Origin of the sequence: Flavobacterium gelatinilyticum (assembly GCF_027111295.1) — a bacterium.
GTDB lineage: Bacteria > Bacteroidota > Bacteroidia > Flavobacteriales > Flavobacteriaceae > Flavobacterium > Flavobacterium gelatinilyticum.
The window spans coordinates 4,492,510-4,513,107 of the sequence record NZ_CP114287.1; the positions used below are offsets into that span (position 1 = coordinate 4,492,510).

Below are 20,598 nucleotides of genomic sequence, written 5' to 3' on the forward strand. Positions count from 1 at the left end.
GATTGTAATTGTTTTAGATGTGAAAAAAGAAAATCCATGTTAGATGTTCGAGAACTTTGCGAAAGTTTAAAACTTTGACAAAGTTTGCGGCTTGTGTTGAGATCTAAAAAGCGAAAAAGCGCAAATTTTCAATATGAAAGTTTGCGCTTTTTTTATTTAATGATCTTGATGGAGAAAATTCAAGTCGCTTATATTTTTGAATTATTTATTTGAGTAATTTTTCCAAAACCTTAATTTGTTCATCTTTAGCTTTTAGAAGTTCTAAGTTTAATCGTTTGATTTCTTCTAAGGCTTCTATCCATTTTTCAACTGGATTTATATTAAAAGTTGGATAATAATTATATCCATTGGATTGGTCGTTAAAGGTATTTGATATAAAATTTATTGCCTGCTCTTCATTAAAATTTTGAAAAGCTTCAACTGGAATTTTTAGAACAGTAGAAATTTGTTTAAGCAGGTTTTCTTCAATCACATCTTTCTGTTCAAGCATAGAAATTTTCTTTTGGTTCCAGTCTTCACCCAAATCATAAGCCAATGCTTCCTGCTTTATGTTAAGCATTTCTCTAAAACGTTTTACATTTCTTCCCTGATGTATTTTCTGTTCCATAACGAGTATCAATTTTTCCGAAGGCTCAAAGATAAGGACATTCCGATTAAAAGCCCGGTTTTCAAAGATAGAAAAATATCCAGTAAAACATCCTTTTGTCAGATATTATATCCGTTTTTGAAATTGATTGTTTCTTTTAAGAATGAAGCTTTGGTGAATGAAAATCTGATTTTTGGAGAACTTTGTCAAAGTTTTAAAACTTTGACAAAGTTTAGTTGTTGAAGTTTAGTGGCCTTGGCGGTATAGAATTTTATTCTTGGATTTATGTAAAATCAGGTTATTCTCAGCCATTAAGGCCTCCCAAACGATATTTTTAGATACCTTTTTTATATAATACAATTATCTTTTTAAAAAATAATGTAGGTTAAAATAAAATCTGTTGAGTTATAATCTGCGGAATAACTTGTGTAATCACGCATGAGTTGTTTTTTTGTATTTAATCTAATTTCTGCACTTAATTTGTTTTTAAAACTATAACCAAATCCAAAGGCTAAATTAGAGCCTGTGTCGCTTTTGAATTCTGTAATAATATTTCTAGCTGTTTCTGTGTAAGTAATAGTTGATTTTGAACCTAAGTCAACAATATAGGCTGCATTAATAAAAAGCTTTGACTTATGATTTAAAAACATATAGTGTCTCAGGCCTATAGGTATTTGAACAGCACTGTATTTTACGTCAGCGGTATATATTAGATCCGGGAATGAAACAAATCCAGTTGGGACGCTGTATGTTTTTTCATTATCGTATTTTTGGTAAACTGGATTTATGAAAATACTCCATTTGTTTTTATTATACGGCAGAACATATTCAGCTTCAATTCCAATTTTGAATACTGTTTTGTTTTCAAATTTAACATTGAAATTTCTATTAATATCACTTGCTGATAAGGAGACAAGACTAAATCCGGGAGTTATTTTTATATGAAAAGCGTCTTTTGCGGTTTTTTCTTCGATTCCTTGCGCTGGACTGGTATTGTCTATATTGTTGAATTTATTGAAATATTTTACAAGGTCAGTTTTTTTGTATGCCAGTTTTGCGATATCTTTTTCACTTATGCTTTCTGATTTTACATTTTTAAAGAGTTGTGTTTTGTAATCATTGCTTTCAACTACTTTTTCAGCTCCTTCGTTGTTATCGGCTGTAATATACTTAACGTTTATAAGCTGTTCAATAGGTGTTGTTTTTGTTTCGTAGAAATATCTTTTAATGTTTTCATCGCTGTAGCTATATAGAATTGCGTCGCCTTTTACAAGAACTTTTAGGAATATCGTTTCATTACTCCACACAGGCTCTTTATGAGTCAGCATTTTTCTGAGATCATTGCTTGATCGATCTATGTTTATTTTAAATCTGATAAAAGTTGATTCATTTGTTACTCCAAATTCCTGAATGTTTTTAATATTTTCAGTTTGGAAGTCTTTTTCATTTGGATCAGTTTTGTATTTAAAATCTGTAGGATTGTTTTTCCAACCTAGATTTTTGATAAAACATTCAGTTCGTTTTCCGTCATTGGAAATAAAATAACCCTTTTCAAAAGAAATTTGCGCTTTTGCAAAAGAGAAAGAAAGTAAAAAGATTAATAATAGTTTTTTTTTCATTGTTATATTTTTGATGGTGGCAAAACTAGAGAAAAAAGAGTGTTGATTTTTACGGGTTTCCGAATTTCACGCTTTTTTTAAAAAATATGTTAATTTTTAAGTTGATTGCTTATTCGGATTTTAAAAAAAAAATAAAATTGGATTAATTTTAAGTATGACTTTTACTCTAGCATTTTATGAAACAAAGACGAAAAAATCATCTTTGTCCCGTCAAGTGACCATGGAGGGATTTGAACCCTCACGCCCTTGCGAGCACCACCCCCTCAAGATGGCGAGTCTACCGTTTCTCCACATGACCTAAAAAGAAAAAAGGTCAAGTAAATTTATACCCGACCTTTGTGACCCGACTGGGGCTCGAACCCAGGACCCCATCATTAAAAGTGATGTGCTCTACCGACTGAGCTATCGAGTCATTTGTTTTCTTCAATGAGGGTGCAAATATAAGGACTTATTTTAGCTTAACAACCCTTTTTTAAAATGAATTTTACAATAAATTTAAAGTATAGTTGTAAGTGTCTATTTTGCAGTGAAATACTGTTTTATTTTTTTTAGTGACCATGGAGGGATTTGAACCCTCACGCCCTTGCGAGCACCACCCCCTCAAGATGGCGAGTCTACCGTTTCTCCACATGGCCTAAAAGGAAAAAGGTCGAGTAAATAAATTACCCGACCTTTTGTGACCCGACTGGGGCTCGAACCCAGGACCCCATCATTAAAAGTGATGTGCTCTACCGACTGAGCTATCGAGTCATTGCTTTCAGGAAATTTAATTTGTTTATCACAAAATTTGTGACCCGACTGGGGCTCGAACCCAGGACCCCATCATTAAAAGTGATGTGCTCTACCGACTGAGCTATCGAGTCATTAATTTCTTGAATGCGGGTGCAAATATAAGGAGTTTTTTTTGAAGTTTCCAAGCAATTTTATTATAAATTTGTCTTTTTTTTGGAAAAGATTCCAATTGCTTAGTTTATAAGGTTTTATTAATATGAAAAAAATTGTACTATTGGGTTATATGGGCTGCGGAAAGTCAACAATTGCCCAAAATTTGTCAAAAATTACAAATATTCCGTTCTTAGATTTGGATAAATGCATCGAAGAAAGAGCAAATTTATCGATAAAAGAAATTTTTGAGCAGTTTGGAGAGATTCATTTTAGAAAATTAGAACATCAAATGTTTCTAGAATTACTTCAGTCTTCAGAAAATAGTATAATAGGTTTAGGAGGCGGAACTCCATGTTATGCCAATAATCATTTATTGCTTCAAAGAGATGATATCGCTTCGTTTTACTTAAAAGCCTCTATCGAGACTTTATATAATAGACTAATACATAATAAGAGTAAACGTCCTTTAATTGCCAATATGGGCGAGGAGGAAATGAAGGAGTTTATTGCGAAACATTTGTTCGACAGAAGTTTTTACTACAACCATGCGCAGTACAAGGTTGTAGTTGATGATAGAACTCCGGATGAAACGGTGCAGGATATTTTGAATATCTTAACTTAAAAAGGCGTAATCGCCGCCGTTTTCGTCAAAAACAACCTGAACATGTTCCAGTAATGAAGTAGAAAGTGAAATTCCTTTAAAATCTGCTTTTACGGGATATTTTTTATGATTTCGGTCAACAAGGACTGCGGTTTTGAATTTTTTTAGAGGCACATCTAGAAAATGACGAACCGCATATATTAATGTAGTGCCGGAATTTAGTACATCGTCTACTAACACCAATCCTTTATTAGAGTATTCCTCTTTAATTAAAGAAGTCTGTATAGGAAGATGCGGATTCTGCTTGTCTACTTTTACATCGCAAAGCGAAACCTTAAGTGTTGATATTGTGCTTAATGCCGAGGCAATTTTTTGAGCAAAAATGCAGCCATTAGATGCAATTCCGGCAATAACAATTTCTTCTTCGTCTACAAATGTCTCGTAAATTTGATAGGCAATACGTTTTATTTTATGTTCGATTTCCTGATTGGTCAGGATGATATTTTTGCTCATGATGTGTTTTTTGTGCTAAGATACGAAATTATGAAATCCTAATATCTAAAAGGGAATTCCAATATTTAAATTCCAAATTCCAAGTTTTAAATGGCTCTGCCATTTTGCTGTTGTTTACTGCTGGTATTGGAATTTAGAAAATTGGGATTTAATTCTCATCTTCCTCTTCATCATCAATAAAATCGTTTCCATAATCGTCAATATCTCTTCTGTCTTTTTTGGTTGGTCTTCCGGTACCGCTTTTACGGTAATGTTCTTTTGAAAGTTTCAGCATTTCCAGATGCGCGTAAGCTTCAGGAGGTGTTTCGTTTTTTCTGTAAATATCTACCAGTTTGGCGCCCACACGGTTTTCCGGTATATCGAGCACGGTTATAATTTGTGTAATCTGATCTTTTCTAAAGGTAATTCTATCAGTAGGAAAAACCTCTTTTGATGGTTTTGCGACTTGCCCATTTACAGTAATCTGATTCTTTTTACAGGCTTCAGTCACCATGTTTCGGGTTTTGTAATAACGTACGCACCATAAGTATTTATCTACTCGCATAATTTTTCTAAATTCCAAGTTAAATTCTTTACAAAAATAAATCAATATTGTATCTTGCGCACCTAAAAAATTAACAATAATGAATAAATTTAAATATTATTTTATTTTATTACTGGCAGGAGCGGCAATAGTATCCTGCAATAAAAGTGACGACGATGATGTGGTGACTGTACCTTTGAGAGATTATGCAGAACAGTATAAAGCAGATAATGATTCTATTGTTAAGTATTTAAAAACTAACTATATGACGGTTACGGCGGATTTGGATGTTACTTTTGCTAAAATTCCGGCGGGAGGAACACAGCAGTCGATCTGGGACCAAAAAGAGTATCCGCTTAAAACCAGAGAGGTTTATGATGATGCTATTACGTATACGGTATATTATATAAGTTTTAATGAAGGAACGGTAGATAATCCTATGAATACAGATCGAATTTATGCCTCATACACGGGGTATACGTTAGGAAATGTTATGTTCGACAGTTCATATAATGTTCCGGGTATCTGGGATTTGGACGGTTCAGGATCAAGAGGGGTTTTTGTAGACGGATGGAAAGAAATCTTCCCGCAGTTTAAAACCGCAAAAAGAAGTGATAAGCCAGGTGCTGACGGAGCTTATACCTATACAGGTTATGGTGCCGGGGTTATGTTTCTGCCTTCGGGATTGGCTTATTATGCTAGTGCAGGAACAAAGTATGCGGCTTATTCGCCTATGATTTTTTCTTTTAAATTATTTGATTTAACAAGACTGGATCATGATTTTGACGGAATTTACGATGTAGATGAAGATTTAAACGGAGACGGATATGTGTACGATTTTAGAAACACAACCAAATATCCAAATCCGCCCGCTGATTTGATTGATGATACAGATAAAGACGGAATTCCGGACTTTTTAGATGCAGATGATGATAATGACGGTTATTCGACTTTGTATGAAATTACAAAACCTGATGATCCTGAGTTTTTATTTTTAGGCGGATTAAGTAAATATTATCCTTATAATCCAATTGCAGATAATCCTGATACGCCAAATTATGATGAATCTGAAATATATGGTATTCCAAGAAGACCTACGGGGGATTTAACGAATGATAAACTTCCTGAGTCAATAGATAATCCAAGAAAATTTGTTAAAGAAGATTTTGAAGCTCCAGGAAGAAAAAGAATACATTTGGATAACACATATCCATATCAAAAGAGATAAAACCAATTCAATTTGGTCGTAAATAAAAAAACCTCGAAATTCATATTTCGAGGTTTTTTTATAGTATGAAGAAAATTATTTTCTTTTAATTACTCTTTCTACAGCCTCAACAATTGCCTGATTGTTTAATTTGTATTTTTCCATTAACTGCTCAGGAGTTCCAGATTCTCCAAAACTATCTTTTACAGCTACAAATTCCTGCGGCGTTGGATTGTTTAAAGCTAATACTCCGGAAACACTTTCTCCAAGACCTCCAAGGTAATTGTGCTCTTCTGCAGTAACTACACACTTAGTTTTAGCAACAGATTTTAAAATAGCTTCTTCGTCAAGAGGTTTGATAGTGTGAATGTTGATTACTTCGGCAGAAATTCCTTTTGCTTCAAGAGCTTCAGCAGCAATAAGCGCTTCCCAAACTAAGTGTCCTGTTGCAATGATAGTAACATCTGTTCCTTCGTTTAACATAATTGCTTTTCCAATTACGAAAGGTTCGTCAGCAGGAGTAAAGTTAGCTACAACCGGACGGCCAAAACGTAAATAAGCAGGACCGTGGTGATCTGCTAAAGCTAATGTAGCCGCTTTTGTCTGATTGTAATCGCAAGTATTGATTACAGTCATTCCCGGTAACATTTTCATTAATCCGATATCTTCTAAGATTTGGTGTGTTGCTCCGTCTTCTCCTAAAGTTAAACCAGCGTGAGAAGCACAGATTTTTACGTTTTTATCTGAATAAGCAACAGACTGACGAATTTGATCGTAAACCCTTCCTGTAGAGAAGTTGGCAAAAGTTCCTGTAAAAGGAATTTTCCCTCCAATTGTTAAACCTGCAGCAATACCAATCATGTTAGCTTCTGCAATACCAATCTGGAAAAAACGTTCCGGGTGATTTTTTTTGAAATCATCAAATTTCAATGATCCAATTAAGTCAGCACATAATGCTACTACATTTTCGTTCTTTTGACCTAGTTCAGTCATTCCCGCTCCAAAACCAGAACGGGTATCTTTACTTCCTGTATTTGTATATTTTTTCATTTTTGTGTTTTTGAGGTTCGTTTTCAGTTATGGTGTTTGGGTATTATACTTAACACTAAAACCGATCACTGAACACTTTTTTTAGTAATCAACTTGATCTGCAGAATAGTTTTGAGCTAAAGCACTTGCTAATTGGTCATTATTTGGCGCTTTACCATGCCATGCATGTGTATGCATCATAAAATCAACTCCGTTCCCCATTTCTGTATGCAGTAAAACACAAACTGGTTTTCCTTTACCTGTTCTTGATTTAGCATCTGTTAATCCTGCAATGATGGCATCAATGTTGTTTCCTTCTGTAATTTCAAGAACATCCCAGTCAAAAGCTTCAAATTTAGCGCGAAGGCTTCCCATTGCTAAAACTTCATCTGTTGTTCCGTCAATTTGTTTTCCGTTAACGTCTACAGTTGCAATCAGGTTGTCTACTTTTTTAGCAGAAGCATACATAATAGCTTCCCAGTTTTGACCTTCCTGTAATTCTCCGTCTCCGTGTAATGTGAAAACTAAGTGGCTGTCGCCGTTTAATTTTTTAGCCTGTGCAGCACCAAGGGCAACTGATAATCCTTGTCCTAATGACCCAGAGGCCATACGAACACCAGGTAATCCTTCGTGAGTGGTAGGATGTCCCTGCAGGCGAGAGTTTAATAATCTGAAAGTTGCTAGTTCTGAAATTGGAAAGTAACCGCTGCGAGCTAATACGCTGTAAAATACCGGTGAAATATGTCCGTTTGAAAGGAAGAAAATATCTTCTCCAATTCCGTCCATATCAAATCCTTCTTTACGATCCATAATGTTTTGGTACAATGTTACCAAAAATTCAGTACAACCTAATGATCCACCTGGGTGACCTGAGTTGACAGCATGTACCATTCTCAGAATATCTCTTCTTACCTGGATCGTTAAATCGCTTAATTGTTGTGTGTTAGGCTTCATTTTATTTGTAAAAGTTAATACTGGTAACAAATGTAATTGTTATTTTGCGGGGAGACAAATGATTTTCTGCTTTAGTTTGCTGTAATTGTTAAATATTACTGCTTTTTTTATTGATTCTGAAAAAATATGAAACGATTCTGTTTTATCATAGAAAAACAGCCTTTTGGCGGGTGCCGGAAATAAAAAAGTCCTGCGTTTTGCAGGACTTTTAAATACAATTTTTTTATTGGTAAAAAACAGCGTCAGTTGTCACCTTGGCTGTAATAGTTGTTTTCCTCGTCTTCTGAACCTATTTCTTCCTGCTGGTCGTCAAGTTCAGAACCGGGAATATCTAAATCATTTCCTATTTTATCACTATTTTGTTTCCATTCGTGATTGTCCTGATTAATGATTCGCTCTCCCGAAATTTCTTCAGGATTGATGTCTTCCAGTTTATTGTCCTGATTGTAAATATCTTCGTTTGCCGGATAATCCATGTTTTCAAGATTTCTTTCGATTTGATCATCCTTGATCTGATCTAATTTTTCTTCAGAGTTTATCATGATTCCTATAATTTTAAGTGTATTCTATTTGGTATTTTGAATAATATAAAATTACAGATAGCAAATTTCATAATGTTATACTTTATCACTTTGATATTGTAGTTTTTACATTCCATTTTAATTTGTAAATGAATTTTACGGATGGGGATCTGAAATCGAAAAACAGATATTAAGAAAACATTAGCAGATTTTCTAATTGACAAATTATCTAATTAATAAAATTTACCCGAAATTAAATTATCTTTGCCGACTGAAAAACGAATTTATGAAGTTTGATTTACTACAGAAAGATCCGCAGTCGAAAGCAAGAGCGGGAAGTATTACTACTGATCACGGGGTTATAGAAACTCCTATTTTTATGCCCGTTGGAACGGTTGCATCTGTAAAAGGGGTTCATCAGCGTGAACTTAAAGAAGAAATTAATCCTGATATTATTTTAGGAAACACTTACCATTTATATTTACGTCCACAGACAGAAATTCTTGAAAAAGCAGGAGGACTGCACAAATTCATGAACTGGGATCGTAATATTTTAACAGATTCTGGCGGATATCAGGTATATTCTCTTTCTTCAAATAGAAAAATTAAAGAAGAAGGGGTGAAGTTTAAATCGCATATCGACGGTTCATACCACTTTTTTACACCAGAAAATGTTATGGAAATTCAGCGAACCATTGGTGCTGATATTATTATGGCATTTGATGAGTGTACGCCATATCCTTGCGATTATCGTTATGCACAGCGTTCTATGCATATGACACACCGCTGGTTAGATCGTTGTATTGCTCATTTAGATAAAGTGCCTTACAAATATGGCTACGAACAAAATTTCTTTCCAATCGTTCAGGGAAGCACCTACAAAGATCTGCGTCGTCAATCGGCTGAATATATTGCCAATGCCGGACAGCAGGGAAATGCAATTGGAGGGTTGTCAGTAGGAGAACCTGCTGAAGAAATGTACGCTATGACTGAAGTCGTATGTGAGATCCTTCCGGAAGACAAACCCCGTTATTTAATGGGAGTAGGAACTCCTATAAATATATTAGAAAATATTGCGCTGGGAATTGATATGTTCGACTGCGTTATGCCAACCCGTAATGCCAGAAACGGAATGTTGTTTACAGCAAACGGAACTATCAATATTAAAAATAAAAAATGGGAAGCCGATTTCTCTCCAATCGATGAAATGGGACATACCTTTGTTGATACAGAATATTCGAAAGCGTATTTGCGCCACTTGTTTGCTGCCAATGAGTATTTAGGAAAACAAATCGCAACTATTCATAATCTTGGATTTTATATGTGGCTGGTTCGTGAAGCCAGAAAACATATCCTGGCCGGAGATTTCAGACCATGGAAAGAAATGATGGTCAAAAACATGAGTCAAAGACTTTAAGAAGTTTCAAGTTTCAAGTTCTCTATGGAACGTGAAACCTGAAACAAAAACAAACAAAAATATATATGCTGACGATAATAGATAAGTATATTCTAAAAAGATATTTAGCCACCTTTTCGGTCATGATCTTATTATTTATTCCAATTGGAATTGTAATAGACGTTTCGGAAAAGGTGAACAAAATGTTGGAAAATAAGGTGCCGTTTACAGAAATTGCACTTTACTATTACAATTTTACAGTATATTTTGCAAACTCACTGTTTCCTATTTTTTTATTTTTGTCAGTAATCTGGTTTACTTCAAAATTGGCAAATAATACTGAAATTATTGCAATTTTAAGTTCAGGGATTTCATTTACAAGATTTTTAAGACCCTATGTTATTGGAGCAAGTATTGTTTCGGTTTTTGTACTTATTATGGGTTTTTTTATTGTTCCTGCCGCAAGTGAAGGATTTAATAATTTTAGGTACACTTATCTGAAAGGAAATGGAAAAGCCGAAATGCGGGGAGAAAGTACCAATGTATACAGGCAGATAAATGATAATGATTTTATTTTTGTAAATAGTTTTAACGAAGAATCGAAAACAGCTTTTAATTTTACGCTGGAGCATTTCGAAAAAGAAAAACTGACATATAAAATCACGGCAAGCCGTATAAAATGGGACCCGAAAGCGAAGACCTATGTTTTGTACGATTATACTAAAAGAACACTGGGAGAATTAAACGATGTGATCGAAAAAGTTCCGGAAAAAAATGTAAAGTTTAAATTCGAACTTGCCGATTTAACTCCGGTTGTTTATATTGCTGAAACACTCACATTAGGTAAATTAATTGATTTTATTGAAAAAGAAAGAAAAAGAGGTTCAGGGAATATAAATGTTTATTTAGTAGTACTGTACAAAAAATACAGTGTTCCGGTTTCTGCTTTTATTCTTACTGTTATTGCAGTAGCGGTTTCTTCAATGAAACGCCGCGGCGGAATGGGAATGAACCTGGCAATTGGTATCGCAATTGCATTTTTATTTGTGTTTTTTGACAAAATTTTTGGTACCCTTGCCGAAAAATCTACTTTTTCACCATTTTTAGCTGTTTGGTTTCCAAATATTGCTTTTGGAATTCTGGCAGTTTATTTATTACGCAATGCGAAACGATAATTTAAAAAGTTATTTAAATCTTCACTTAATTGTTTTTATCTGGGGTTTTACAGCCATTCTGGGTGCTTTAATTACAATTGATGCCGAAAACCTGGTCTGGTACAGAATGCTGCTGGCCTTAATTTTTTTGGGCGGATTCATTGCGGTTAAAAAAAAGTCTTTTAAAGTTCCTGTCAAAGAATTTTTTAAACTCATTTTTGTTGGACTATTGATTGCACTGCACTGGATTTTCTTTTTTAAGGCGATTCATGTTTCCAACGTTTCAATTACCCTTTCTATATTTTCTTTGGGTGCATTTTTTGCCTCCTTACTGGAACCTTTATTTTATAGAAGAAAAGTGCTTTGGTACGAGGTTTTCTTCGGACTTATAATTATTGCAGGTCTGGGATTAATTCTTCAGGTCGAGATTAAGTATCTTACGGGGGTATATTATGCACTGGCAGCTATTATTTTGGGGGTTTTGTTTACATTAATGAATGGAAAATTAATCTCAGATCATGAACCTTCAGTAATTACATTTTATGAATTTGGTGCCGGCGTTTTCTTCATTTCTGTTTATTTTTTATTTCAAGGAAAATTTACAGCAGATTTTTTCGAAATGTCTTTAAAAAATTGGCTTCTGTTATTTCTTTTGGCCTCAATTTGTACAGCCTATGCCTTTACAGCTTCTGTAAAAGTAATGCAGCGATTATCTCCTTATACTGTAATGCTGACTACCAACTTAGAACCTGTTTACGGTATTATTTTGGCTTATTTTATTTTGGGAGGAAAAGAAAAAATGAGCGTAGAATTTTATATTGGTGCCATTATAATTGTAATTACTGTTATCTTAAACGGAGTGATTAAACATTACTTAGAAAAAAATAAACAAAAATCGACACATTTGTAAGTAAAATCTTCTTATATTGCGCGCTGTTTTTGAATATTTTTTATAATGTATAAATATCTACGGGTAAACGAGTTAAAGGTCTTGGTTTACAGGCTGTTTTTGGCTTATCTTTTTTATTTTTTCGCCAGAATTCTTTTTTTTCTTTTTAATAAGGATTTATTAAAAGTAACCTCAGTTTCTGATTTTTTCTCTCTTTGCTATTACGGTTTGGCCTTTGATACTACAGCAATTTTATATGTAAACCTGCTGTTTATAGTGTTATCTGTTGTTCCCGCATATCGAAATACAAATGCCGGATATCAAAAAATCCTTTTCTATTTGTACTTTACGACGAATTTAATTGCTTATGCGTTAAATTTTGTAGATTTTATTTATTACAAATATACTTTTGCGAGAACTACAACTGCTGTAATGAATGTTTTGGAGCATGAAACTAATAAAATGACTTTATTTTTTAGTTTTCTGTTTAATTACTGGTATGTATTTGCACTGTTTGTTGTTGCAGCTGCATTTTGGATATTTCTTTACAAAAAAGTCCGGATTCAGGTTTTTATAGTTTCAGACAAAATCAAATATTTCGGTTTTTCATTGGTTATTTTCGTCGTCACTATTTTGTTGGTTGTAGGAGGAATAAGAGGCGGTGATTTTAAAAAATCAACAAGACCAATTAATATTGTAGATGCAAGCCGTCATGTTTCTTATGTTCCACATTCAGATATTGTTCTCAATACACCGTTTGCTGTTATTAGAACATTGTTTTCAAATAGCTTTAAAATTCCTGATTATAAAGAAGTAACTGAAAAAATAATACTGGAAAAAGTACAGCCGATAAAACAGTATAAAAATAATGTATCGTCAAAACCAAATGTTGTTGTTTTTATATTGGAAAGTTATGGGAGGGAATATGTTGGAGCATTTAATCAAAAGAACAAAATTCCAAATTATAAAAGCTATACCCCTTTTTTAGATTCTTTAAGCAAACAAAGCATGATTTTTACAAATGCTTATGCAAATGGACGCCAGTCTATACATGGAATGTCATCTATTTTAGCCGGAATTCCTTCTTTTAAAGATGCATTTACTTCATCTCCTTACCCCAAACAAAAAATAGAATCTTTGGTTTCTGTTCTAAAAAGTTTAGGATATGATACTTCATTTTTTCATAATGCAGCAAATGGTTCTATGGGATTCTTAGGGTTTGCTAATATTTTGGGCATCGAGAATTATTACGGAAGGACTGAATTTAACGACGATTCTGAATTTGATGGTTATTGGGGAATTTGGGACGAACCTTTTTTGCAGTTCATGGAAAAGACTCTCGAAACCAAAAAGACACCTTTTTTTGCAAGTGTATTTACCGTTTCATCTCACGAACCTTACATAATACCTGAGAAATATAAAAATAAATTTCCTGAAGGTAATATACCCATACATAAGTGTGTAGCCTATACTGATTATGCTCTGAAAAGATTTTTTGATCAAGCTCAAAAAAAACCTTGGTTCTCTAATACAATTTTCGTTTTTGCCGCAGACCATTGTAATCAGATTTATTACGATGAATATCAAAAAGCTGTTAATCGTTACGCAATACCTATTATAATATATAAACCCAATAGTCAATATGTAGGTGTAGATGATGATTTTGCCCAGCAAATAGATATTTATCCTACTATAATGGATATGATAGGATATGATAAACCTTTTAGAAGCTGGGGCAGGAGTTTGTTTGATAAAAAAGGTCAGCAGCCATTTGTTATAAATTCGACAGGCACAATTTATCAGTTTTCTAAAGGAAAATACATTTGCACATTTGACGGAAGTAAAGTACTTGGTTTTTATAATAAGGAAGATAAAGATTTGAAAAATAATCTAATATCAGAAAAGAACCCTGAAATGGAAGAGATAGAGCTGAATTGCAAAGCTTTTATATTCGATTATTACAGCAGAATTGTAAATAAAAAACTTTCTACTGAATAAATTACGAATTTTTAATTCTAGATCAATAGTATTACTGTCATAGAATTTATTTTGTGAGAATTTAAATGCTTATTTTTTATATTATGTAAGAATTTTATTCTTTATTGTTGTTTTTTGTTTTAGTTTTGCAAAAAATGATAATAATGAAAAAGAATAAGAAAAGGATTGGACTAGTGCTTATTGCCCTAGTACTTGCGGGAGTTGGAAAGTATGTCTATGATATGCATATAAACCATAATTTTGAAACAATAACAGAAGGTAAAGTATACAAATCAGGAGTAATCCCTCCGGATGAAATAGAGGATTACGTTAAAAAGTATCATATAAAATCAATTGTTGACCTACGTTTTCCCGGTACTCAGGATTTAGTAAATAACCCGGAAGTTCCAGAAGAACTTATGGCAGAAAAAGAAGCAGTGGCTAAAATTAAAGGAGTAAATTATTTTAATAACGGATCAGATCAAATACCAACCCAAAAAGATTTGGATGCCTTTTTTAAAATTATGGATGACAAATCAAATTATCCTGTATTAATTCACTGCTACCATGGGATAGGAAGAGCGCAAATGTATTCTGCTTTATATAGAATTGAATATGAAGGCTTTACAAATGAGGAAGCCCGAAATAAAACAAGGGCAATAATAAAATTTGGTTCTTTTGATGACGGAACACCCAAAGGGGAGTACTTAAAATCCTATAAATCAAGAAAGGAACTTGCAAAAGAAAAAAAGTAAAGAAACTTTTTTAATTGGAGGAAGACTGTTTTAAATCGTAATTGTTTTGTTCGTTAGATATTAAATCCATTTTTTAATGCTAAATAAGCATGTCAAACGATATAATATTTTTATATTTGCGGTTCGATTTAAAAACAAAATTCAAAAATCCATGGAATATTTAGATTTTGAGCTTCCAATAAAAGAACTTGAAGAACAGTTAGAAAAGTGTGTTATAATTGGAAAAGAATCTGATGTTGATGTTACACCTACTTGTAAAGAAATCAACAAGAAATTAGAACAAACTAAGAAAGATATATACAAAAACCTTACCGCCTGGCAGCGTGTACAATTGTCAAGGCATCCAAACAGACCTTATACTTTAGACTACGTTAAGGCAATCTGCGGTGATACTTTTTTAGAGCTTCATGGAGACAGAGGATTTAAAGATGACAAAGCCATGGTGGGCGGACTTGGAAAAGTAAACGGACAATCGTTTATGATCATTGGCCAGCAAAAAGGATATAATACAAAAACACGTCAGTACCGTAATTTTGGTATGGCAAATCCTGAAGGATACCGTAAAGCTTTGCGTTTAATGAAAATGGCAGAGAAATTTGGAATTCCAGTTTTAACTTTGGTAGATACTCCGGGTGCATACCCTGGATTAGAAGCCGAAGAAAGAGGACAAGGAGAAGCTATCGCAAGAAATATCTTCGAAATGGTTCGTCTGCAAGTGCCAATTATTACCATTATTGTAGGTGAAGGTGCTTCTGGAGGAGCATTAGGGATTGGTGTTGGAGACCGTGTTTATATGTTAGAAAATACTTGGTATTCTGTAATTTCTCCAGAATCATGTTCGTCGATTTTATGGAAAAGCTGGGAGTACAAAGAACGTGCTGCCGAAGCTTTGAAACTGACTTCATCAGACATGAAAAAACAAAAACTTGTTGATGATGTAATTCCTGAGCCGCTTGGTGGAGCACATTACGACAGAGATACTACTTTTAAAACAGTAGCAGAATATATTACAAAAGGATATAACGAATTGAAGGACTTATCAACAGCCGATTTAATTGCCCAGAGAATGGACAAATACAGTAATATGGGCGAGTTTAAAGAATAAATTCAAATGATATGATTAAAAATCCGAAGCCCCGCGGTTTCGGATTTTTTTTTGGTTATGAACAAAAAAACTTATTTATAAACATAAAACTAGTTATAACTCGATAGCAGATTTTTTTTAATTTTTGCTACTTTCGCTATATGGAAAATTTCAAAAACTTTAGTCCTGTAAAGGTCGACAAAACCACTATTATCAATCTCGAAAAAGGTAAACTTCCTCCTCAGGTAATTGATCTGGAAGAGGCAGTGCTTGGTGCGATGATGATTGATAAAAAAGGGGTTGATGATGTAATTGATATTTTACAGCCTGATGCTTTTTACAAAGACGCACACAAACATATTTTTGAAGCGATCCTACAGCTTTTTACTGAAACGCAGCCTATTGATATTTTAACTGTTTCAACTCAGTTAAAGAAAAACGGAAAGCTGGATTTGGCTGGAGGAGATTTTTACCTGATTCAGCTTACGCAGAAAATTGCTTCGTCTGCGCACATCGAGTTTCACTCACGTATCATTCTTCAAAAATTCATTCAAAGAAGTTTGATTCGAATTTCTTCTGAAATTATCGAAGAATCATATGATGAAACAACAGACGTATTCGATTTGCTGGATAAAGCTGAGTCTAAATTATACGAAGTAACTCAGGGAAATATCAAGCGTAGTTCTGAAACTGCACAGAGTTTGGTTCTTCAGGCGAAAAAACGTATTGAAGAAATTGCCGGTAAAGAAGGTTTGAGTGGTATTGCAACCGGATTTGAAAAACTAGATGAAGTAACTTCCGGATGGCAGCCTTCGGATTTGATTATTATCGCGGCACGTCCGGGTATGGGTAAAACAGCTTTCGTACTTTCGATGGCGCGAAACGTTAGTATCCAGTTTGGACATGCAGTAGCGATTTTCTCTCTGGAGATGGCGTCGGTTCAGTTAATTACCAGGCTTATTTCTTCTGAAACAGGTTTGTCTTCAGAAAAATTAAGAACCGGAAAACTGGAAAAACATGAATGGGAACAATTAAGTACAAAAGTAAAAAATTTGGAAAAAGCCCCATTGTTTATTGATGATACTCCTTCACTGTCGATATTCGATTTACGTGCAAAATGCCGTCGTCTGGCATCGCAGCACGGAATTAAATTGATTATTATTGACTACTTGCAGTTAATGACTGCCGGAGGAAGCGGAAAAGGAGGAGGAAACCGTGAGCAGGAGATCTCGACCATTTCCCGAAACTTAAAAGCCCTGGCAAAGGAGCTTAACGTTCCTGTAATTGCACTTTCGCAGTTATCACGTGCGGTAGAGACCCGTGGATCTAGTAAAAGACCCTTACTTTCGGATCTTCGTGAATCTGGAGCAATCGAGCAGGATGCCGATATCGTATCGTTTATCTACCGTCCTGAATATTATAAAATTGAAGAGTGGGATGATGATGAACAATCTTCAACAACGGGTCAGGCAGAATTTATTATAGCCAAACACCGTAACGGTGGACTTGAAAATATACGTTTGAAATTCTTAGGACACTTAGGAAAGTTCGACAACTTAGAAGAGTTTACAGGAGGTTATGATGATTTACCTTCAAAAATGAATCACGACGATAATCCGTTTATCACTAAAAATCTTCCTTCGGCTAATGAAGCTTTTGGAAGTAACCTTAATGATGACGATGATGATAGTGATGTTCCGTTTTAATCGAATAAAACCTAAACACGAAAGCCTTTGTAAGAACGAGATTACAAAGGCTTTTTTGTTTTTATTATTTAATATTTCCCTGCTATAATTTTAACAATAAAATTTCCTCTATAAAAATTATTTCGGTAGTTTAGCAAGACCATAAACAAGTAACTAATTTTAATCCTTAAAAACTATGAATGAAGAAGTCTTCCCAGGACCTATCCAGATTCCGTTGTCTACTGCCAAAGAGTGGGAAAAGAAGTACGATGAAACAGATATCAGTACTATCGAAACTGCAAGAGGAGCAGAAAAAGTAAAAGCATTTTTAATACCAAGAGAAACTTTAGAAAGTGTTCTTAAACTGGATACTGAAGCAGTTCGTGCCTATCTTGGTATAAATGATGAGGGTGAAAAAACTTTAATATTTGTTGGAGCAGAACTTGATAAAGAAACCGGTAAATATGTTGATGTTTACGGACAAGCTTCACAAGGTATGAGTGCCAAAGCAGCAGATTATGTTGTATATGATGGTGCACGCCCAAGTCCTCCATATTGATTTTTTTATAAAATGTAGTATTCAAAATGGATGATTTTTTAATATACTCAGGTTATTTGATTTTATTAATAAATCTTATACTATATTCATTTAGCTTTTTCCGCAAGGAAAAAGCTAATGTTTTTTTTGTTTTATATTTAGTATTTGCATTTACGATGCAGTTTTCGATGGAATTATTGTATCAAATAGGTATGACTAATTTAGTTGTCGTGAATATATTTTTTATCGGACAAATGATATTGTTAGGGTTGTTTTATAATTCATTATTACAGATAAAAAGCCATAAATTATTTGTAAAAATCGCTATGGCAGCTGCTCTATTAGTTTTAGCAGTACAATTTGTATTAGATCCTGACCAGTTTTTAAAGTTTAATTTGTTTGCAATCACTTTAACTTCATTACTTATTGTAGTATTTGCTTTATTGCATTTCTACAATATGCTTACAGAAACTAAAACCTATTATTATGTAAGTATAGCTATTGTACTTTATTTATTATCGAGCACAGTATTATTTTTAATAGGAAATCTGTCTTTAGGGCTAAGTGATGATGTAAAATATATAAGCTGGAAATTAAACGCCTTTTTATTGGTAGTGTATCAAACTTTTATTTTGTATGACTGGATACAAAGTTATTGTAATAAGGTAACAATTTAAACACCTATTAATTACTATGAATAATAATTACTAACCATGAAAAAAACAATTTTATTTTAGTATCAGGTTAGCTAAAACCAATTTTATTAAAACATCTGCATCTTCAATAGAGTTTGCAGATGTATTAATCACACTTCAACGCCAAGTTCTCCTTTACGAAGGTTCTGAACCATAATTTATCCGCCGTTTTTTTTATCACTTTTTGATTTCAAGTTTTAGAATATATTTTACCCAATAAATATTATTAACAAACATTACCAAAATCAATTATTATTATGAAGAAAACAATTTTATGTGCTTTGGCAGCAATGCTTTTTGCAGTTTCCTGTCAAAAAGATAATTCCCAAGAGGATAACAGTGCAGTCTCAAAAGCACAAAAACAAGATTGGCTTACTGCTGATTTGAATTCCGAATTCGCAAATTCACAAAAAAAAGTTACAGCTTATTTATTTTCGGCAGAAGAAACTGCAAAACTCGTAAAAACACCTAATATTAAAGAAGTTAGATTCGTATTAGGGTATTTAGATCATACTATACAAATTAATATGATAGGTATAGATGAGAACGGTCAAAAGTTAGGCATAGTTAATTCTGTCATATTGAAAGAATCAAATTATGATGAGCAGCTTACTAAACTAAATGAGTTAACAATTAGTAAAACTGCTAAAAGAACTCCTTTATTAAATAAACATTTGCTATTACCTCAGGAAGCTTTTAAAGGAATAGAAGCGTGGCAGAAAAAACTGAATTCTGTTTCTGGTCTAGACGAAGCAACTTCTCATGAAGGTTCCCGTTTCAGGTACTTTACTCTGGAATCAGCAGTAATCGAAGCCATGATCGATAAAGGAAATACTTCTAATGTTGGATTGTTTTTAGGACTTAATCCAAAAGAAAAAGTCACTACGATTCTTATAAGCCTGGATAAAAACAATGCGATCAAAAAAACATCTGTAACTTCAAAAGAAGGTGATGATGTGTATGACGCTACAAGACCATGTCCTCCGAATGGAGATCCCGAAGCATTCTAAAATTTATTAAAAACTTTAATTGTCCAAATAATTAAAGTTACATACCTCAGGAATCTTTTTTGTAAAGATTCCAATCATAAAATATTCAAGTTGTTTTAATCGCTTTTGGATTAAAAGGTTTGAAGAGTAAAATCTTACCATTTATATTAACCAAAATTAACTATTACTATGAAGAATGCCATTTTATGCGCTGCAATGTCAGCAATTCTTTTTGCAGTTTCCTGTCAAAAAGACAACTCCCTGGAGGATAAAAGTGCAATGACAACAGTCCAAAAACAAAACTGGCTTACTGTTGATCTTGACGCTGAATTTGCAAATTCGCAAAAAGAAGTGACAGCCTATTTATTTTCAACAAAAGAATTGACAAAATTAGTAAAAACCCCAAATGTTACCGAAGTTCATTTTGTTCTTGGATATTCAGACCATACTATACAAATTAGTACGGCAGGAGTAGATGCGAATGGAAAAAAATTAGGAGAAGTAAACTCTGTTGTGTTAAAAGAAACAGATTATAGTGCTCAATTAAGTAATCTAAATGAATCAACATTAAACACAACTGCAAAAAGAACTCCTTTGCAAAATGCACACATAATGTCTCCTCAAGTTGCTTTTGCAGGAATAACAGCCTGGCAGCAGAAATTAAATTCGGTTTCAGATCTGGACGAAGTAACTTCTTTTGAAGGAACTCGTTTTCGTTATTTTAGTTTAGAATCTTCAATTATAGAAGATATGGTAAAAAAGAATCCGGCTAATATTGGACTGTTTTTAGGATTAAATTCAAAAGGCAAAGTAACTACAATCCTGGTAGGTCTGGACAAAAATAATGCAGTCAAAAAAACATCTTTAACATCTAAAGAAGCTGAAGATGTTTATGATGGCACCCGACCTGTTCCTCCTTTTGGTGATCCGGAACCTTGAAACTAATTTTAAATAAAAGTTACCAAATACCCATGGAATTTTTTCTAATGAGATTCCAA

General features: G+C 33.6%; 20 protein-coding genes and 5 tRNA genes. 13 read left to right on the forward strand and 12 right to left on the reverse strand.

The window, feature by feature from the left end:
* Positions 1 to 205 precede the first annotated feature (205 nt).
* The 7 genes from OZP11_RS19340 to OZP11_RS19370 form a co-directional block, all read right to left on the reverse strand.
* Complete coding sequence (locus OZP11_RS19340) at positions 206 to 607, reverse strand: XRE family transcriptional regulator (RefSeq protein ID WP_281232147.1); 402 nt, start codon at positions 605 to 607, stop codon at positions 206 to 208.
* A 347-nt stretch (positions 608 to 954) separates the two neighbouring features.
* Positions 955 to 2,205, reverse strand: coding sequence for an outer membrane beta-barrel protein (locus OZP11_RS19345; protein WP_281232148.1), 1,251 nt, complete (start codon positions 2,203 to 2,205; stop codon positions 955 to 957).
* Positions 2,206 to 2,420: 215 nt separating this feature from the next.
* Positions 2,421 to 2,503, reverse strand: a tRNA-Leu gene (locus tag OZP11_RS19350).
* A gap of 41 nt (positions 2,504 to 2,544) precedes the next feature.
* A tRNA-Lys gene (locus OZP11_RS19355) sits at positions 2,545 to 2,617 on the reverse strand.
* A gap of 140 nt (positions 2,618 to 2,757) precedes the next feature.
* A tRNA-Leu gene (locus OZP11_RS19360) sits at positions 2,758 to 2,840 on the reverse strand.
* 42 nt (positions 2,841 to 2,882) lie between these two features.
* Positions 2,883 to 2,955 (reverse strand) — tRNA-Lys (locus tag OZP11_RS19365).
* Positions 2,956 to 2,995: 40 nt separating this feature from the next.
* A tRNA-Lys gene (locus OZP11_RS19370) sits at positions 2,996 to 3,068 on the reverse strand.
* A gap of 125 nt (positions 3,069 to 3,193) precedes the next feature.
* On the opposite strand from OZP11_RS19370, the gene OZP11_RS19375 reads away from it, so the two are divergent.
* Positions 3,194 to 3,712, forward strand: a complete 519-nt coding sequence (locus OZP11_RS19375) for a shikimate kinase (protein ID WP_281232149.1) — start codon at positions 3,194 to 3,196, stop codon at positions 3,710 to 3,712.
* Here the strand turns inward: OZP11_RS19375 and OZP11_RS19380 are convergent.
* Together OZP11_RS19380 and OZP11_RS19385 are read right to left on the reverse strand one after the other, a co-directional pair.
* Positions 3,704 to 4,204, reverse strand: a complete 501-nt coding sequence (locus OZP11_RS19380) for a phosphoribosyltransferase family protein (protein ID WP_281232150.1) — start codon at positions 4,202 to 4,204, stop codon at positions 3,704 to 3,706. The genes OZP11_RS19375 and OZP11_RS19380 overlap by 9 nt on opposite strands.
* Before the next feature lie 148 nt (positions 4,205 to 4,352).
* Complete coding sequence (locus OZP11_RS19385) at positions 4,353 to 4,748, reverse strand: RNA-binding S4 domain-containing protein (RefSeq protein ID WP_281232151.1); 396 nt, start codon at positions 4,746 to 4,748, stop codon at positions 4,353 to 4,355.
* Between the two features lie 79 nt (positions 4,749 to 4,827).
* Between OZP11_RS19385 and bamM the strand changes: the two genes are divergently transcribed.
* Positions 4,828 to 5,955, forward strand: coding sequence for a BamM family beta-barrel-assembly machinery protein (gene bamM, locus OZP11_RS19390; RefSeq protein ID WP_281232152.1), 1,128 nt, complete (start codon positions 4,828 to 4,830; stop codon positions 5,953 to 5,955).
* A 75-nt stretch (positions 5,956 to 6,030) separates the two neighbouring features.
* On the opposite strand, the gene OZP11_RS19395 is transcribed toward bamM, so the two are convergent.
* From OZP11_RS19395 to OZP11_RS19405, 3 genes are all read right to left on the reverse strand, one after another.
* Positions 6,031 to 6,984, reverse strand: a complete 954-nt coding sequence (locus OZP11_RS19395) for a transketolase family protein (RefSeq protein WP_281232153.1) — start codon at positions 6,982 to 6,984, stop codon at positions 6,031 to 6,033.
* Positions 6,985 to 7,065: 81 nt separating this feature from the next.
* Positions 7,066 to 7,917: a transketolase gene (locus OZP11_RS19400; protein ID WP_281232154.1), complete on the reverse strand. Its 852-nt coding sequence runs from the start codon at positions 7,915 to 7,917 to the stop codon at positions 7,066 to 7,068.
* Positions 7,918 to 8,159: 242 nt separating this feature from the next.
* Positions 8,160 to 8,459, reverse strand: coding sequence for a hypothetical protein (locus OZP11_RS19405; RefSeq protein WP_281232155.1), 300 nt, complete (start codon positions 8,457 to 8,459; stop codon positions 8,160 to 8,162).
* A 265-nt stretch (positions 8,460 to 8,724) separates the two neighbouring features.
* On the opposite strand from OZP11_RS19405, the gene tgt reads away from it, so the two are divergent.
* The 11 genes from tgt to OZP11_RS19460 all read left to right on the forward strand — a co-directional run bounded on the left by tgt (position 8,725) and on the right by OZP11_RS19460 (position 20,539).
* Entirely contained in the window at positions 8,725 to 9,855 is a 1,131-nt protein-coding gene (tgt, locus tag OZP11_RS19410) for a tRNA guanosine(34) transglycosylase Tgt (protein WP_281232156.1), read from the forward strand.
* Positions 9,856 to 9,920: 65 nt separating this feature from the next.
* Complete coding sequence (locus OZP11_RS19415) at positions 9,921 to 11,009, forward strand: LptF/LptG family permease (RefSeq protein WP_281232157.1); 1,089 nt, start codon at positions 9,921 to 9,923, stop codon at positions 11,007 to 11,009.
* Positions 10,996 to 11,898 carry a DMT family transporter gene (locus OZP11_RS19420; RefSeq protein WP_281232158.1) on the forward strand — a complete coding sequence of 301 codons (903 nt, stop codon included), beginning with the start codon at positions 10,996 to 10,998 and terminating at the stop codon, positions 11,896 to 11,898. Before OZP11_RS19415 ends, OZP11_RS19420 begins: the two co-directional genes overlap by 14 nt.
* 45 nt (positions 11,899 to 11,943) lie before the next feature.
* Entirely contained in the window at positions 11,944 to 13,875 is a 1,932-nt protein-coding gene (locus OZP11_RS19425; RefSeq protein WP_281232159.1) for an LTA synthase family protein, read from the forward strand.
* A gap of 143 nt (positions 13,876 to 14,018) precedes the next feature.
* The gene (locus tag OZP11_RS19430; RefSeq protein WP_281232160.1) at positions 14,019 to 14,609 is read left to right on the forward strand and encodes a dual specificity protein phosphatase family protein; all 591 of its coding nucleotides are present in this window, start codon (positions 14,019 to 14,021) and stop codon (positions 14,607 to 14,609) included.
* Between the two features lie 151 nt (positions 14,610 to 14,760).
* The gene (locus tag OZP11_RS19435; protein WP_281232161.1) at positions 14,761 to 15,714 is read left to right on the forward strand and encodes an acetyl-CoA carboxylase carboxyltransferase subunit alpha; all 954 of its coding nucleotides are present in this window, start codon (positions 14,761 to 14,763) and stop codon (positions 15,712 to 15,714) included.
* A 140-nt stretch (positions 15,715 to 15,854) separates the two neighbouring features.
* On the forward strand, positions 15,855 to 17,399 hold the full coding sequence (gene dnaB / locus OZP11_RS19440) for a replicative DNA helicase (protein WP_281232162.1): 1,545 nt from the start codon (positions 15,855 to 15,857) through the stop codon (positions 17,397 to 17,399).
* A gap of 175 nt (positions 17,400 to 17,574) precedes the next feature.
* Positions 17,575 to 17,937: a hypothetical protein gene (locus OZP11_RS19445; RefSeq protein WP_281232163.1), complete on the forward strand. Its 363-nt coding sequence runs from the start codon at positions 17,575 to 17,577 to the stop codon at positions 17,935 to 17,937.
* Between the two features lie 26 nt (positions 17,938 to 17,963).
* The gene (locus OZP11_RS19450) at positions 17,964 to 18,593 is read left to right on the forward strand and encodes a hypothetical protein (RefSeq protein WP_281232164.1); all 630 of its coding nucleotides are present in this window, start codon (positions 17,964 to 17,966) and stop codon (positions 18,591 to 18,593) included.
* A 275-nt stretch (positions 18,594 to 18,868) separates the two neighbouring features.
* Complete coding sequence (locus OZP11_RS19455; RefSeq protein WP_281232165.1) at positions 18,869 to 19,621, forward strand: hypothetical protein; 753 nt, start codon at positions 18,869 to 18,871, stop codon at positions 19,619 to 19,621.
* Between the two features lie 168 nt (positions 19,622 to 19,789).
* Positions 19,790 to 20,539, forward strand: a complete 750-nt coding sequence (locus tag OZP11_RS19460) for a hypothetical protein (RefSeq protein WP_281232166.1) — start codon at positions 19,790 to 19,792, stop codon at positions 20,537 to 20,539.
* Positions 20,540 to 20,598 lie beyond the last annotated feature (59 nt).

Coding starts and splice junctions, on each gene's coding strand:
- OZP11_RS19340 (WP_281232147.1), bottom strand. CDS start 607: ATGGAACAGAAAATACATCAGGGAAGAAATGTAAAACGTTTTAGAGAA.
- OZP11_RS19345 (WP_281232148.1), bottom strand. CDS start 2,205: ATGAAAAAAAAACTATTATTAATCTTTTTACTTTCTTTCTCTTTTGCA.
- OZP11_RS19375 (WP_281232149.1), top strand. CDS start 3,194: ATGAAAAAAATTGTACTATTGGGTTATATGGGCTGCGGAAAGTCAACA.
- OZP11_RS19380 (WP_281232150.1), bottom strand. CDS start 4,204: ATGAGCAAAAATATCATCCTGACCAATCAGGAAATCGAACATAAAATA.
- OZP11_RS19385 (WP_281232151.1), bottom strand. CDS start 4,748: ATGCGAGTAGATAAATACTTATGGTGCGTACGTTATTACAAAACCCGA.
- bamM (WP_281232152.1), top strand. CDS start 4,828: ATGAATAAATTTAAATATTATTTTATTTTATTACTGGCAGGAGCGGCA.
- OZP11_RS19395 (WP_281232153.1), bottom strand. CDS start 6,984: ATGAAAAAATATACAAATACAGGAAGTAAAGATACCCGTTCTGGTTTT.
- OZP11_RS19400 (WP_281232154.1), bottom strand. CDS start 7,917: ATGAAGCCTAACACACAACAATTAAGCGATTTAACGATCCAGGTAAGA.
- OZP11_RS19405 (WP_281232155.1), bottom strand. CDS start 8,459: ATGATAAACTCTGAAGAAAAATTAGATCAGATCAAGGATGATCAAATC.
- tgt (WP_281232156.1), top strand. CDS start 8,725: ATGAAGTTTGATTTACTACAGAAAGATCCGCAGTCGAAAGCAAGAGCG.
- OZP11_RS19415 (WP_281232157.1), top strand. CDS start 9,921: ATGCTGACGATAATAGATAAGTATATTCTAAAAAGATATTTAGCCACC.
- OZP11_RS19420 (WP_281232158.1), top strand. CDS start 10,996: ATGCGAAACGATAATTTAAAAAGTTATTTAAATCTTCACTTAATTGTT.
- OZP11_RS19425 (WP_281232159.1), top strand. CDS start 11,944: ATGTATAAATATCTACGGGTAAACGAGTTAAAGGTCTTGGTTTACAGG.
- OZP11_RS19430 (WP_281232160.1), top strand. CDS start 14,019: ATGAAAAAGAATAAGAAAAGGATTGGACTAGTGCTTATTGCCCTAGTA.
- OZP11_RS19435 (WP_281232161.1), top strand. CDS start 14,761: ATGGAATATTTAGATTTTGAGCTTCCAATAAAAGAACTTGAAGAACAG.
- dnaB (WP_281232162.1), top strand. CDS start 15,855: ATGGAAAATTTCAAAAACTTTAGTCCTGTAAAGGTCGACAAAACCACT.
- OZP11_RS19445 (WP_281232163.1), top strand. CDS start 17,575: ATGAATGAAGAAGTCTTCCCAGGACCTATCCAGATTCCGTTGTCTACT.
- OZP11_RS19450 (WP_281232164.1), top strand. CDS start 17,964: ATGGATGATTTTTTAATATACTCAGGTTATTTGATTTTATTAATAAAT.
- OZP11_RS19455 (WP_281232165.1), top strand. CDS start 18,869: ATGAAGAAAACAATTTTATGTGCTTTGGCAGCAATGCTTTTTGCAGTT.
- OZP11_RS19460 (WP_281232166.1), top strand. CDS start 19,790: ATGAAGAATGCCATTTTATGCGCTGCAATGTCAGCAATTCTTTTTGCA.